Origin of the sequence: Halohasta salina (genome assembly GCF_024178165.1) — an archaeon.
Taxonomy (GTDB): domain Archaea; phylum Halobacteriota; class Halobacteria; order Halobacteriales; family Haloferacaceae; genus Halohasta; species Halohasta salina.
The window spans coordinates 42,038-55,619 of the sequence record NZ_JAMZIE010000003.1; the positions used below are offsets into that span (position 1 = coordinate 42,038).

The 13,582-nt window shown below is 64.1% G+C and carries 12 protein-coding genes and 1 tRNA gene; 6 read left to right on the top strand and 7 right to left on the bottom strand.

Annotation, left to right across the window (positions count from 1 at the left end; all coding sequences use genetic code 11):
• Positions 1 to 23: 23 nt before the first annotated feature.
• Positions 24 to 96, bottom strand: a tRNA-Gln gene (locus tag NKJ34_RS07310).
• Positions 97 to 234: 138 nt separating this feature from the next.
• Between NKJ34_RS07310 and NKJ34_RS07315 the strand changes: the two genes are divergently transcribed.
• A complete protein-coding gene (locus tag NKJ34_RS07315; protein ID WP_253737637.1) occupies positions 235 to 825 on the top strand; it encodes an IMP cyclohydrolase in 591 nt (196 codons plus the stop codon).
• A gap of 48 nt (positions 826 to 873) precedes the next feature.
• On the opposite strand, the gene NKJ34_RS07320 is transcribed toward NKJ34_RS07315, so the two are convergent.
• A complete protein-coding gene (locus NKJ34_RS07320; RefSeq protein ID WP_253737638.1) occupies positions 874 to 1,728 on the bottom strand; it encodes a purine nucleoside permease in 855 nt (284 codons plus the stop codon).
• A gap of 114 nt (positions 1,729 to 1,842) precedes the next feature.
• On the opposite strand from NKJ34_RS07320, the gene NKJ34_RS07325 reads away from it, so the two are divergent.
• On the top strand, positions 1,843 to 2,517 hold the full coding sequence (locus NKJ34_RS07325) for a metallophosphoesterase family protein (RefSeq protein ID WP_253737639.1): 675 nt from the start codon (positions 1,843 to 1,845) through the stop codon (positions 2,515 to 2,517).
• A 64-nt stretch (positions 2,518 to 2,581) separates the two neighbouring features.
• Complete coding sequence (locus NKJ34_RS07330) at positions 2,582 to 3,487, top strand: mechanosensitive ion channel family protein (protein ID WP_253737640.1); 906 nt, start codon at positions 2,582 to 2,584, stop codon at positions 3,485 to 3,487.
• A 36-nt stretch (positions 3,488 to 3,523) separates the two neighbouring features.
• On the opposite strand, the gene NKJ34_RS07335 is transcribed toward NKJ34_RS07330, so the two are convergent.
• From NKJ34_RS07335 to NKJ34_RS07350, 4 genes are all read right to left on the bottom strand, one after another.
• Entirely contained in the window at positions 3,524 to 4,702 is a 1,179-nt protein-coding gene (locus tag NKJ34_RS07335; protein ID WP_253737641.1) for an aspartate kinase, read from the bottom strand.
• A gap of 262 nt (positions 4,703 to 4,964) precedes the next feature.
• The gene (locus NKJ34_RS07340; protein WP_253737642.1) at positions 4,965 to 5,690 is read right to left on the bottom strand and encodes a Zn-ribbon domain-containing protein; all 726 of its coding nucleotides are present in this window, start codon (positions 5,688 to 5,690) and stop codon (positions 4,965 to 4,967) included.
• Positions 5,691 to 5,696: 6 nt separating this feature from the next.
• Positions 5,697 to 6,083 carry a DUF2073 domain-containing protein gene (locus tag NKJ34_RS07345; RefSeq protein ID WP_253737643.1) on the bottom strand — a complete coding sequence of 129 codons (387 nt, stop codon included), beginning with the start codon at positions 6,081 to 6,083 and terminating at the stop codon, positions 5,697 to 5,699.
• Positions 6,083 to 6,724, bottom strand: a complete 642-nt coding sequence (locus NKJ34_RS07350) for an Era-like GTP-binding protein (protein WP_253737644.1) — start codon at positions 6,722 to 6,724, stop codon at positions 6,083 to 6,085. The genes NKJ34_RS07345 and NKJ34_RS07350 overlap by 1 nt, the downstream gene beginning before the upstream one ends.
• Positions 6,725 to 7,769: 1,045 nt before the next feature.
• Between NKJ34_RS07350 and NKJ34_RS07355 the strand changes: the two genes are divergently transcribed.
• Positions 7,770 to 9,119 (top strand): metallophosphoesterase, encoded by a 1,350-nt coding sequence (locus NKJ34_RS07355; RefSeq protein ID WP_253737645.1) that lies wholly within the window; start codon positions 7,770 to 7,772, stop codon positions 9,117 to 9,119.
• Positions 9,116 to 10,843: a Cdc6/Cdc18 family protein gene (locus NKJ34_RS07360; protein WP_425491804.1), complete on the top strand. Its 1,728-nt coding sequence runs from the start codon at positions 9,116 to 9,118 to the stop codon at positions 10,841 to 10,843. Before NKJ34_RS07355 ends, NKJ34_RS07360 begins: the two co-directional genes overlap by 4 nt.
• Here NKJ34_RS07360 and NKJ34_RS07365 read toward each other — a convergent pair whose 3' ends face one another.
• On the bottom strand, positions 10,844 to 11,722 hold the full coding sequence (locus NKJ34_RS07365) for a S26 family signal peptidase (RefSeq protein WP_253737647.1): 879 nt from the start codon (positions 11,720 to 11,722) through the stop codon (positions 10,844 to 10,846). It abuts the gene before it with no gap.
• Between the two features lie 226 nt (positions 11,723 to 11,948).
• Here NKJ34_RS07365 and NKJ34_RS07370 point away from each other — a divergent pair, with 226 nt between their 5' ends.
• Positions 11,949 to 13,568: a DNA-directed DNA polymerase II small subunit gene (locus tag NKJ34_RS07370; RefSeq protein ID WP_253737648.1), complete on the top strand. Its 1,620-nt coding sequence runs from the start codon at positions 11,949 to 11,951 to the stop codon at positions 13,566 to 13,568.
• Positions 13,569 to 13,582: the final 14 nt, after the last annotated feature.

Sequence of the window (13,582 nt, forward strand, 5' to 3'; positions counted from 1 at the left end):
TGGAGGTTGTGAACGAGAGAGAATAGTTCCACCAGGATTCGAACCTGGGTCGTTGCCCCCAGAAGGCAACAGGATTGGCCACTACCCCATGGAACTGTGCGCATCCGGTAGAAGCAGGTGAGTTTACAAAACCGTGTCGGTTCGGCAGTCGACTGTGTCGACGACCCACGGGTCGGGTCAACAGGCGAGCGCCGAATCAGCACCTATTAGGTCGCAAGCGAGCCACTCGCCTGTATGTACATCGGCCGCTTCATCGTCGTCGGACCGGGACTCGGAGCCTACCGCGTCTCCTCCCGGTCGTTTCCGAACCGACAGATCACCGACCGTGAGGGCACCCTGACCGTCGGCCCAACCGAAGACGCTCCCGAGACCGACAACCCATACGTCTCGTACAACTGCGTGCGAACGGTCGACGGCCCGGCCACGGAGGGCGAAGTCGCCGTCGTCGGCAACGGCTCCCACGTCGACCCCGTCGCCGAGAAACTCGAACTGGGCTACCCGCCGCGGGACGCGCTGGCCGCGAGCCTGCTCACACTCGACTACGAGAAGGACGACTACAACACCCCCCGGATCGCAGGCGTCGTCGCCGCAGAGGAGGCCTACATCGGTACCGTGCGCCACGACACGCTGCTCGTCAAAGCGGTCGACGAACCGACCCTCGTGGCGACCTACGAGGAAAACAGCCCCACGGCCTACGATCTCGACGCCGCAACGGCCGCCGACGCCGCGGCGGAACTCTACGAGGCAGCGTACGAACACGCGGTCTGTGCAGCCGGTGTCGAAGTCGACGACGGCGCGACGTACGCTATCGAAAACGGCGAGTAGTCGGCAGTAGTCGTCGCATAACCGGGAGTAGTCAGCACCTAATCGGGATCAGTCGACGAATTCGTCGACGACTGCCTGTCCGACGCGAACGGCGTTTTCGATGCCGAGATCGAAAACGTCGGCCTCGATGCTTGTGGCTGGATCGCCGCCCGCCGGTTCGCGGTCGAAGTTGGCTGCTGCGCGGATACTGAGATACTGATCGAGCAGGTCGAACCGGTCGAGCGCCGTGGCGGTGCCGGCGTCCTCCATTTGGGTGGTTGCGTAGTCGTCGATGCCATAGGAGTCACAGAGCGCGTCGACCTGTTGTGCCGTCGTCTCGCCGTGATACACTTCGTCACCACAGACAGTCGGACCGACGTCGACTGCGGGGGTGCGGGAGTCGTCGTACCGCTGGCGGATTTCTGTTGCCCGGTCGCTATCGGCTAGCTGTACGTCGCTGGCGGCCGCCAGCGCGCGGTCGACGAGCGACTCATCGAGGTGCCAGAGGTAGTCGTCGGCGAGCCACTGCATCCGGCCCGTCGTCTCGCCGATCCGGAGTTTGATGTCCCAGTCGACCACGCGGTCGGCGACGAACACCGAGCCGAGCGTGCCCGCAGCGGGCCGACAGCCGGCGATGCCGACCGAGAGGATCGTGGCATCGCCGAGGTCGACCGCTTGACCCGCGGCGAGCGCACTGACGGTCGTGGCCGCGGCGGCCTTCCCGATGCCGGTCGGCGCAACCGCGAGGCCGGAGTTAGTCGCGTAGTACAGGGGATAAGGGAGGCCCGCGAGGGCGAGTTCGCGGTCGAAATCGTACCGGTCGAGCCACGGGTCGACCTCGCTGGCGTCGCCGGTGTACTCCGCGTCGGTAAAGGCCGGAAGTACGACGGCTTCGGGGGCGACGGTTGCAGGGGAGTGCGTCATACCGACCGGTCAGTGCGGGTGACAAAGAGCGTGGGGGTCGGAGGGCGGAGGTCTGCGGGGCGGTCCAAGGGTCACGGACCCAACGAATTTCCGACGCTCGACCATACGGGGAGTATGCGCTTCGGCGTCATCTCGGATATTCACGGGAATCTGCCGGCTCTCGAAGCCGTGTGTGAAGCCATGCCGCCGGTCGACCGCGTACTGTGTCCGGGCGACGTGGTTGGGTACAACCCGTGGCCCGCGGCGTGTGTCGACCGGCTGCGGGAGTTGGGCGCGGTGACCGTCCGGGGGAACCACGACCGGGCGGTCGCCTTCGACGGCGGCCGGGGGTTCAACGCGATGGCGAAAGCCGGGGTTCGGTACGCCCGCGAGCAGTTGGGCGAGGCCGACGTCGAATGGCTCCGGTCGCTGCCAACCGAGCAGTTCGTCGCCGACGGGCGGGTCCACGTGGTCCACGGCCACCCGGAGGACCCCGACCGCTACACCTACCCGCGGGAGTTCGCGGCGTCGATGCTCGGCGACGGTGTCGACGTGCTGCTGCTTGGCCACACTCATGTTCAGGGCGTTCGGCGGTTCGACGACGGTGTCGTCTGTAATCCGGGAAGCGTCGGCCAGCCGCGGGACGGCGACCCGAAAGCGGCCTTCGCGGTGCTGGATCTCGACGAAAACGAGGGGACGGCGACCGTCGAAACCCATCGAGTCAGTTACGACGTCGACCGCGTGGTCGAGGCCGTCGACGAGGCGGGGCTCCCCCGAGAGATCGGCACCCGATTGCGGTCGGGGAGGTGATCACGCGCCTGCGGTCGAGGGAAATGACACACAGATTTATCAGATTACAGTTACTGGTGGAACTATGGTATCACCAACACTCCTACAGGGAATACCCACTAACCCTGGAGAGCTATTTGCACAGTACGGGGATGTCGTACTCGCGTTTGGCATCCGGATACTCACCTTCGTCGTCGCCTTCGTCGTGCTCTATCGGATCGGCAAGTCGGTGTTCGTCCGGATGGTCAAACGGGCACTCGACTCCCGTGAGTTCTCCTCGGCGGTCGTCAGTCTCGGCTCGTCCATTGCCGGGGCGGTCGCCCTGTTCGGCGCGGTGGCGGTCGCGGCGGCGGTCGCTGGCGTCGACGCCATCCTGACGGCGTTTGCGACGATCACCGGCGCGCTCGCGTTGGGTGTGGCGTTCGCTGCGGGCGACATCATCGAGAACTTCGTTGCGGGAATCTTCATTCTCAAAGACAAACCGTTCGAGGTCGGCGACCACATCGAGTGGGACGGCAACGACGGCATCGTCCGGGAGATCGACCTCCGTGTCACCAAACTCGATACGTTCAACAACGAGCAGGTGACGGTGCCGAACGGCGATCTGGCCAACTCGGTCGTGATGAATCCGGTCGCCAACGAGACCCGCCGGGTGCCGTTCGACTTCGGCATCGAGTACGACGCCGACATCGAACTGGCCCGTGAGATCATCATCGAGGAGGCCCACAAGATCGACGGCATCCTTGACGATCCCGAACCGACCGCGCCGGTCACGGGGCTCGCGGACTCGGCGGTCGTCCTCAACGGTCGCGTCTGGATCAACCCTCGAAAGACGGGTGCTGGCGGCGTCAAAAACCAGTGGGTCGAGGCCGTCAAAACGCGTTTCGACGCCGAAGGCGTCGGGATGCCGTACCCCTACACCGAACTCACCGGCTCGATCTCGGTCGACGGCATCGAGACCGCAACCGCCGAGGCAATCAGCGACGACTGAATCGAGCGGATTCCTTTTTCGAAGGCGGCAGTCGGCTCAGACGTGGTCCTGAACGATTTCGAGCGTTTCCTCGCGGTCCTCCCAGTCGACGAACAGTGCGACCGAGGTTGCGCTGGTGATCACGTCTTGGAGGTTGATGCCCGCGTCGGCGATCGGCGTCAGGATCGACTGGATGATCCCCGGTCGGTTGGGGAGTTCGCCGCCGGTGACGCGGATGACCGCGACGCCGTCCTCGACGGTCACACTCGAGAGGGTTGTCCCGCCGACGACCTCCTCGTGGAGCAGTGCTTCGGCCTTCTCGGCGACCGACTCGGTGACGTAGAACGTGATCGAGTCCATCCCGCTGGCGACCGCGTCGACGTTGATCTCGGCGGCCCGCAGTGCTTGGGAGAGATCCGCAAGGATGCCGGGACTGTTGCGGATCGCCCGGCCGGCGACGGTGAGGCAGGCGAGTTCGTGTTCCTGCATGTCGATGAGGTTCTCGAACTCGCCTTCGATCTGGGTGCCGCCCGTAAGGAGGTCGCCGTGCTGGTAGTGGACGACCCGGACACCGAGGTGTTCGTGTTTGTACGACAGGGCACTCGGCGCGACGACCTCCGCCCCACGGAACGAGAGGTTCCGGAGTTCGTCGACGGAAATGCGGCCGACGTTGCGTGCACCCTCGACGACGCGGGGGTCGCCGGTCATGACGCCCTCGACGTCGGTGACGATCACGACCTCGTCGGCGTCCATGTAGTTGCCGAGCATGACCGCGGTGGTGTCGCTGCCGCCGCGGCCGAGCGTGGTGATCTCGCCGGCGTCGTTCTGGGCGAGAAAGCCCGTGATGACCGGGACGACGCCGTCGAGTTCGCCCGCGAGGTCGGCAGCGCGCTGTTTGGTGGCCTCGACGTCGACCTCGCCGAGATCGTTGGTGATGATCGGCCACTCCTCGCTGCCGGGTTCGAGGAAGACGGCGTCGACGCCGCGTGCGGAGAGCGCGGCCTTGAGCATCCTAACGCTAGTGCGTTCGCCCATCGAGACGATCTCGGCACGGTCGGCATCCGAGGCCTCGAAGTTGATCTCGTCGAGCAGGTCGTCGGTCGTCGACCCCATCGCGCTGGCGACGACCGCCAGTTGGTGGCCCGCCTCGACGGCGGCGGCGATCGAGTCCGCCGCACGGTTGATCCGGTCGCCGCTCCCGAGACTCGTTCCGCCGAACTTGGCGACGAGGCGCATCAGGCGGCCCCCCGCAGGCACGATACGTCACTGCGACCGTCGTAGGTAGCTTCCGTGTCCGTGGTAAACATGAACGGTCATAACATGGGGTCCCGCATAACGTTGTTCACTTCCGGAAGAGTCGACGAACGGAACAATCAGGGCCGCAAACCGAACACGCGCCGACCGACCGGCGGGATGTGACGGAATAATCGGACGAAAAAGCAGGAAATCCGGGCCCGGAAACGAAACGGGCGGGTGGAAGCAGGACCGATGGTGCGGCTCAGCTGTCGCCCCAGCTGTCGGGAACCTCGATGACGTAGCGGCCGTCCTCGCGGAGCGAGATGATGTACTCCTCGCGGTCGTACAACTCCATCAGGTTCAGTTCGTACTGGCCGGGGCTGACGATCCGGATACTCTCGAACTGGTCGTTGAGTTCCTTTCTGAGTTGGTCGAGGTTCGACTCCGATCGCTCCCCTTCGGATGTCGACTGCTCGGCGGCCGGTGTCGACTGCTCGGCGGGTTGCCCATCGGTCGGCTGTCCGTCGGCCGGCTGGTCGGCGGTCGGTGGCGACTGCCCGGCCGGCTGGTCGGGGGCTCCGGAGGCCTCCGACGACTCGGTCGACGGCCCCATCGCACCGGCGGCGGTTATCTCCGAGGAGTCGACCACGTCCGAACGAGCGGTCGACTGGGCCGGCGATTCGCCCGCCGCGGCGGCGGGCTCCGCGGAGCCGGCTTCGTTATCGTCGCCGAACCCCTCCGTTTCGGGTGGAGATGTCTGACGGTCGGCTGATGCAGTCTCGGCGGGTTCAGGGTCGATCGTCACCGACTCTCCAGTCGACGCGTCAGGTGAGGAGTCCGCCGAGGAATCGGCGGCCGGCTCGTCGTCAGTGGTCGATCCGGACGGTTCGAACTGGAACTTGTTGCCGCCGCAGTCCGGACAGCCCGACAGCATCTCCTTGGAGCCATCGGGGAAGGTACGGCCGCAGTTGGTACACTGGTGTGGCATAGACGCTTACTTCCGGGAGACCAGCGCGCTGATGAGCTGTTCGTCCTTGTGGAGCGTCTCGATCTGGTTAGCCGGACCGATCACGGTGAGTTTCTTGGTCGACTCTCGGCCCATCAGGCGGTCGAGAAAGCTCTGGTCGGCTGTCTCGGCGCGGGGGTAGCTCTCGATTTCGATTCCGGAGAAGTCGTCGGGGCTGATCTCGGTCATCGTGACCTCGATGAGCTTGGACTCCTCGTCGGGAGAGAGTCCCTCTTCGAGGATGACGATGTTTCCCTCGCGGACCCCATCGAGGATGAGCCGTATCTTCTCCATGCTCCGAAGCCCGGCCATCCGCGAGCCGCTAATGAGGTCGATCTGGACGCCGTCGTTCGAGTCGGGCGTTGTCTCTGGCATTATCCGAAGTACTCCGCGATCTTGTCGTAGACCTCGTCCATGTTGTTGCCCTCCAGCGCCGACAGCGGGACCGTCTCGTGGTCGGGGAAGGCGTCGGCGACGCGTTGGACGTCCGACTCTTCGAGGTCGGTCTTGTTGGCGAAGATGAGGACGGGGAGTTCCCGGCTCTCGATGATCCCGATCAACATGGTGTTGACCTGCGTGAAGGGGTCGCTCGTCGAGTCGAGCACGTAGATCACGCCGTCGACGTCCTCTCGGAGCCAGTGCATGGCCTCGGCGACCCCTTCGGTCGCCTCTCGGGAGCGCCGGATGGCGTCGTCCTTCTCCATGTCGTGGTCGAGGAACTCCTTGTAGTCGACCTTCGTGGTGACGCCGGGCGTGTCGACGATGTCGATGGTGACCGACCGTCCGTTGCGCTCGATGTCGACGCCCTCCTTCCGGCGAGCCCGCCGCGTTTCGTGTGGAACGTGGCTCTCGGGACCGATAGCGTCGCCGGTCCAGTCGCGTGCGATACGGTTCGCAAGGGTCGTCTTCCCGGCGTTTGGCGGTCCGTAGATGCCGATCCGCTTCGGCTCTGCGGACGCAAACAGCCGGTCTGTGACCCGTGAGATGCTGTCTTTGAGGTTCGTTATCAGACCCATCGTTGAAGCTCCCGCACCCCCCGCATCCGCGCGTACAGAGGAGCGTATGGCACATGGTGGCTGCCGTGTCCACTTAAGCACTGCGTCAGACAGGGGTCGACCGACAGCCGTATTACGGTGGCTACCGGCCGATCGTGGGTGTTTCAACCGGTTTTTCCGACTCGCATGGAGTGTCGACCGGTCGTGAGTGTCGGTGATCGATGACGGTCAGTGGGAGACGAGAGCCGATCGCTTCGACAGTACGCGGGAGCCCCGGAAGGACCTCGTAGTCCGACAGACTGTCGGTTTAGAAATGTAGATCGAACAGTAATTATGGCTCGAATTGGTGACTATCTCGGAAAGGTCGATTAGCAGATAGCTTACTCGGGTGACAGGTACCGGGCGAATCCCGGCCTAGCCCCCCACCCCTTCGTTTCGAGTGGAACACGACACAGGCGCCTGGCGGTCGAGGGGTTTCGCGTCGACTAGAAAATTGCTAGACTAGTCGTACTCTCATACAACAATGAACGGTCTATATCTAAAAGAATAGTAGAGCAGTGCGGGTCCTGTTTAAGCGATTAGAATATAAAGATTTTGCTTATATAGGAACAGTTATTGGCTCACCCCCTACCCTCCCTCGTGCGTTTCCAGTTGAAACGAAGGGGTGGGGGGCTAGGCCGAATAGTTACCTATCCGACAGTACGGGTCGGCACAGTTTCGTGTCGGCTCCGTCCGCTACTGCGATGACTGTTCCTACGACAACCATTTTCGCGACAATCATTTCCACGACGATTATTCCCACGATAATGGTTCTCGCAACTACTTCCCACCCGACACCGGTTATCAGGTTGTTGTTTCCCGTGACACCGTTTCGGTCGCCCCGACCTGTACGTCGACTCGAAACGGAGGTGTCGACGGTCCACTCGACCGGACACCGAGACAGCGGTCCCGATCCGAACGTGTGTCAGTCCCGGTCCGGACGTGTGTCAGTCCCGGTCCGGACGTGTGTCGGTCGACCCGCGTGCGTGGAACAAGGTTATAGTCTCGACTCCGAAACGTCACGTCAATGGACGACGACGCGGACGGCCGGGTCTACTACGTGATCAGTGACCTCCACATCGGCGGCGACGAGCAGTTGGAGGACGTCGAGTTCCTCGACGAACTGCTGTCGTTTCTCGACAGCCTCGCGTCGACCGACGAGAACGCCGAGCTGATCATCAACGGCGACGCTTTCGGTCTCTGGGAGTTCACCACCGTCGAGGGGCTCGAGAAGTTCGACGTCCTCGAGTCGACCTACCCCGAACTGTTCGCCCAACTCCGAACGACCGGTCGGAACATCGATATCACCCTCCTGCCGGGGAACCACGATCACGAACTGGCGGCCTACGACGCCTACGTCGACCGGTTTGCCGAGTACAACGTCGACCTCGTCCAGGAGCCCGCGATCGAACGCCGGGTCGGCGACCGGCTGATCCACTTCGAACACGGCCACCAACAGGACCCCAACAACCGGATCGACGACTGGGGGAACCCTCATGCCACCCCGCTGGGCTACTACTACAACACGCTTGTCACGAGCCGCGCCGGCCAACTCTCCGATCGGGGCCGCTACAACTGGCTCAAGGACGTCCAGGCGGTCACGCCTACCGAACGGATGCCCGTCTGGCTCATCTCGAAGTACTTCTACCGGGAGATGAACCCGGTCCTCCGCTACTCGCTGTTCCCGTTCCTCCTGTTGTTCAACATCAGCGCCCTGCTGGCGGTCGTCGCCGGCCTCGATCTCCTCGGCATTTGGTCGCTGCCGGTCGACTGGACGGCCGCGTTCCTCGAGCAGTTCGGCCGCGCCGGCGACCTCGCGTGGCTCCTGTTGTCGATCAACGTCAGCGTCACCGGCCTCCTCCTGCTGGTGGGGATCCCCCTGTACTTCATTCGTCGGGACGCCAGACAGACGATCAACCGGTTCGGCGTCTTCGAGACCGAACTCACCGTCGACGCCGAGGCCCCCTACGAGGCGGCCGCCCGCGAGGTGTTCGACGAGACGCCCGAAACGGCGATCTTCTGTTACGGCCACACCCACCGCCCGATGGTCAAGCGGGTCGACGACGGGGTGTTGGTCAACACGGGGACGTGGCTCAAGCGACTCCACCGCCGTGACGGGATCATCGGGATCCTCCCACCGGTCTTCTACCCCTCCTACGAGCTGGCGACGGTTCGTATCGCTCCCGCCGCCGACGGTGTGGCCGTCGAGTACCACACTATCACCAAACCCAGTCCGGCCACCGAGGAGCTCACGCTCACGGAGCGGCTGTTTACCGTGGGGCGGGAGCCCGAATCCGACCTCCCCGACCGGACGGTCATCGAGGGGGCGACAGGCGCTCGGCCGCCGCCCGAGCCGGCGGTCCAGGAACTCGACTGACCGGACCGAAGGGAGAACGTTTTTGTACTCGGTGTGCCTCTGCTTCGTCTGCATCATCTGGACGTCCCCACGCCACGCCGACGAACGGAACGCCCCGCTTACGGTCCCTCCGGTCGGTTTGGTGTGGTACGTACCACGGGTTCCACCCGAAACAGGGGGGTAGCATGACGAAGGACACAACTGACTCGGAGCCGGAGTCGGCCGCCGACGCCGACGAACCGACCGCCGCCAGAGACCGCTCAGCCACGTCGACCGACCTCGATTTCGATACCGTACTCGACGACGAGGAGGAAAGTCAGGGGCTGTTCGACGATCTGCTGGCCAGCGAGCCGATCTTCGAGAACAAGGAGGTCCTTCGGCCGTCCTACACGCCCCACGAGCTCCCCCACCGGAACGATCAGATCAACCGCATGGCGACGATCCTCGTCTCCGCACTTCGGGGCGATACCCCCTCGAACATCCTCATCTACGGGAAGACGGGGACCGGCAAAACCGCCAGCGCGAAGTTCGTCAGCCAGGAGCTCGAATCGACTTCCCAGAAGTACGACGTCCCCTGCGAGGTCGAGTACATCAACTGTGAGGTCACCGACACCCAGTATCGGGTGTTGGCCCAACTCGCGAACAAGTTCATCGAGAAAAACGAGGCCCGCATCGAGTCGAAAATCGAGCGTCTCGAGACGGTTCGGGACCGTTTCCAGTCGACCGACACCCCGTCTGATCCCACCGGCGAGCCCGACGACACCGACGAGGAAATCCGCTCGCTCGCCGCCGAGTACGACGACGTCGCGGCGGTCGACGACGAGATCGACGAACTGGAAGCCGACCTCGCGGAGCTCGATCCCGTCCCGATGACCGGGTGGCCCACTGATCGCGTCTATTCGACGTTTTTCGAAGCCGTCGACTACCACGAGCGGGTGGTCGTCATCATGCTCGACGAGATCGACAAGCTCGTCGAGAAAAGCGGCGACGACACCCTCTATAACCTCTCGCGGATGAACTCCGAGCTCACCAACTCCCGGATCTCGATCATGGGGATCTCCAACGATCTCAAGTTCACCGACTTCCTCGATCCCCGCGTCAAGTCCTCGCTGGGCGAAGAGGAGATCGTCTTCCCGCCGTACGACGCCACACAACTCCGGGATATCCTGCAGCACCGCGCGGACGTGGCGTTCAAATCCGAGGCCCTGACCTCCGACGTGATTCCGCTGTGTGCGGCCTTCGCCGCTCAGGAACACGGCGACGCCCGGCGCGCGCTCGACCTCCTTCGGACGGCGGGCGAACTCGCCGAACGGAGCCAGGCCGATCTCATCGAGGAGACCCACGTTCGGCAGGCACAGGACAAGATCGAACTCGACCGGGTCGTCGAGGTCGTCCGTACGCTCCCGACTCAGAGCAAGATCGTCCTCTTTTCTATCATCCTCCTCGAAAAGAACGGGGTCCACAACATCAACACCGGCGAGGTGTTCAACATCTACAAGCGGCTCTGTGAGGAGATCGACGCCGACGTGCTCACCCAGCGCCGGGTGACCGACCTCATCAGCGAACTCGATATGCTCGGGATCGTCAACGCGGTCGTCGTCTCGAAGGGTCGCTACGGCCGGACCAAGGAGATGAACCTCTCGGTGCCGATCGACGAGACCGAGGCCGTCTTGCTGTCGGACTCCCGGCTCGGCGACATCGAGAACGTCCAGCCGTTCGTGCAGGCCCGCTTCGACAACGACTGATCAGCCTAGCAGTTCGCGTCGACCGACGGCGTAGGCTCCGCTGGCCCCGATCGCACCGAGTCCCGCGGGCACCAGCGACCCGAAACTCGCCGCCCCGGTCAGCGCCAGTCGGATGTAGCCGACCTTCGGGAGCCGAAGCTGTGCGATGCCGGTGATCCATCCCGGTTTGACGACCGGCGCGATCCCGTTTGCCTGATCGTACTTCCCGTTGCTCGCCTCGTTGTCCCCTTTGGTGATGTAGCCCCCGTGGGGTGCCGGGCAGTTGTTCAACTCCTCACAGCTGTCAGCGGAGACGTAGTCGGGGTTCGCCCGGTCGTACCAGTTTTCGCCCGCCTCGACGGAGAAATGTGCCCGGTGGATGATCGGCGGCCCGAGCGAACCGGGATCCTTGTAGACGACCACGCTTCCCGGCTGATTGAACGACTCGTGGCCCTCTCCGTCGACCGCCGTGCGGGTTACGACGCCGGTTTCGTCGGCCGCATCGGGGGCGAACCGGCCGGGCTCGGTGACCAATATGAGGTCGTACTTGTTGATGTTCGGCTCCATGCTCTCGCTTTCGACCGCGACCATCGGCGGCCAGACGCCGCTGACGCCGAACAGGACCAGCCCGATCAGCAACACGATCCCGAAGCTGATCGCCACCTCGCGGAACAACAACAGTGGGCCGTCGGTTGCGGTCCACACTCGTCGCCATACCGGTTCCTCGGTCGACGCCCGACTGCCCAAGCGCTCGCTCCCGTCGGCACCCGATTCAGTCGCCGCGGAGTCCGAACCTGTGGCGTCGACCCGCCGGTCGCCGGTCCCCCCGTCGGTCGTCGACCCTCGGTCCGCCGTCGACGCGGCTTCGTCGTCCGGCGACCGACGATCCCCTGGACTCATTGTCCGCTCATTCGATTGGCCCGTGTTTGAAGCTTCTGGGTATGTTCCCCGACACGTCTTGTGATTTAATCAGTGGATACTTCGATTCCATCGAGTTTAGTGGTCGCCTACTCACCGGTAGACCTCGTTTACTCCACCTCTGGCCGGGGTTCGATGCCACAGTTCACGGCCGGCGGTCGCGTGCCGGTTCGGCATCCTTTTGACCGGAGCCACCCCACAACTGGGTGTGTCTCTGGAGACGCAGTCGGCGGTCGTCCGCGCCCTCGCCGCTCGTGGGTACAACGCCGAGCGGAAGGCCGTGACGCTGCTGGCCGGGGCGGCAGACCCGGCGGCCGCCGTCGAGGCGGTCGCTGAGTCGACCGACGACGACGCACTTCGGGTGACCGTCGGCGACGTTCGGCGCGTTCTCGATGCCGACCCGGCCCCGGATCCGCCGGGCGTCGGGACCGACTCGTCTCCAACCTCCGTTTCGACTCCAACCGAAATAGACAGTAACCAACCGACGACAAGTGGCCCTCCAGCCGAAACAGGGGGGTCTTCCGAGACGACTTCCGGGACCGCTACCGCGGCGTCCGGAACGACGAGTGGGGCCTCCGGCGCCGCCAATGCGGCGGCTGCGGGATCGGCGGGCGAGCGGTCCCCGCAGCACGCCGAGATCACCGGCGATATCACCGGCCGGAGCACCGGTACCGGCGAGTACCGCCAGTTCGTGACGACGTTTCGGGACCGCTACGAGCGGCTCTCGAAACTCCTCGGCGGCCGAGTCAACCACCGGCCGGCGTCGGCGATCCAGTCGATGGGCGGCGGCAGCGACGCCGAGATGATCGGACTGGTCAACGACATCCGGTCGACCGCCAGCGGCCACTGGCTGATCGAACTCGAAGACACGACCGGGACGTTCCCGGCGCTGGTGATGAAGGATCGCGACATCGCCGATCTCGTCGACGACCTGCTGCTCGACGAGTGTATCGCCGTTCAGGGGACACTCGCCGACGACGGCGGTATCATGTTCGTCGACTCGCTTTTCTTCCCCGATGTCCCCCGGACGTTCCGCCCGTCGACGGCCGATCGCCACGTCCAGGCCGCCCTCATCTCGGACGTCCACGTCGGCAGTCAGGAGTTCATGGCCGACGCGTGGAACCGGTTTGCGGACTGGCTCCACACCGAGGAGGCCGAACACGTCGAATATCTCCTCATCGCGGGCGACATGGTCGAAGGTGTCGGCGTCTACCCGGAGCAGGACAAGGAGTTGGACATCGTCGACATCTTCGATCAGTACGAGGCCTTCTCGGAGCATCTCAAAGCCGTGCCCGGCGACATGGAGATCGTGATGATCCCCGGAAACCACGACGCCGTCCGGCTGGCCGAACCACAGCCCGGCTTCGACGAGGAACTCCGGTCGATTATGTCGCCCCACGATGCCCGGATCACCGGCAATCCGTCGACGGTCACCATCGAGGGGGTCTCGGTGTTGATGTACCACGGCGTCTCGCTCGACGAGGTGATCGCCGAACTCCCCGACGACAAGGCTAGCTACGACGAGCCGCACAAGGCGATGTACCAACTCCTGAAAAAGCGACACGTCGCACCACAGTACGGCGGCAAGATGCGGCTCGCCCCCGAGACGAAGGACTATTTAGTTATTGACGACGTACCGGACGTGTTCCACACCGGTCACGTCCACAAACTCGGCTGGGGGAAGTACCACAACGTGCTCGCAGTCAACAGCGGCTGTTGGCAGGCCCAGACCGCCTTCCAGAAGAAAGTCAACATCGACCCCGACGTTGCTCACGCCCCGATCGTCGACCTCGATACGCTGGATATGACCGTCCGGAAGTTCGCCTGAGGCCCAACAGCGAT

Bases quoted from the DNA above. Each gene is read 5' to 3' on its own strand.
- NKJ34_RS07350 (WP_253737644.1), bottom strand. From the start codon at position 6,724: ATGGGTCTGATAACGAACCTCAAAGACAGCATCTCACGGGTCACAGAC.
- NKJ34_RS07320 (WP_253737638.1), bottom strand. From the start codon at position 1,728: ATGACGCACTCCCCTGCAACCGTCGCCCCCGAAGCCGTCGTACTTCCG.
- NKJ34_RS07325 (WP_253737639.1), top strand. From the start codon at position 1,843: ATGCGCTTCGGCGTCATCTCGGATATTCACGGGAATCTGCCGGCTCTC.
- NKJ34_RS07340 (WP_253737642.1), bottom strand. From the start codon at position 5,690: ATGCCACACCAGTGTACCAACTGCGGCCGTACCTTCCCCGATGGCTCC.
- NKJ34_RS07365 (WP_253737647.1), bottom strand. From the start codon at position 11,722: ATGAGTCCAGGGGATCGTCGGTCGCCGGACGACGAAGCCGCGTCGACG.
- NKJ34_RS07335 (WP_253737641.1), bottom strand. From the start codon at position 4,702: ATGCGCCTCGTCGCCAAGTTCGGCGGAACGAGTCTCGGGAGCGGCGAC.
- NKJ34_RS07355 (WP_253737645.1), top strand. From the start codon at position 7,770: ATGGACGACGACGCGGACGGCCGGGTCTACTACGTGATCAGTGACCTC.
- NKJ34_RS07345 (WP_253737643.1), bottom strand. From the start codon at position 6,083: ATGCCAGAGACAACGCCCGACTCGAACGACGGCGTCCAGATCGACCTC.
- NKJ34_RS07315 (WP_253737637.1), top strand. From the start codon at position 235: ATGTACATCGGCCGCTTCATCGTCGTCGGACCGGGACTCGGAGCCTAC.
- NKJ34_RS07330 (WP_253737640.1), top strand. From the start codon at position 2,582: ATGGTATCACCAACACTCCTACAGGGAATACCCACTAACCCTGGAGAG.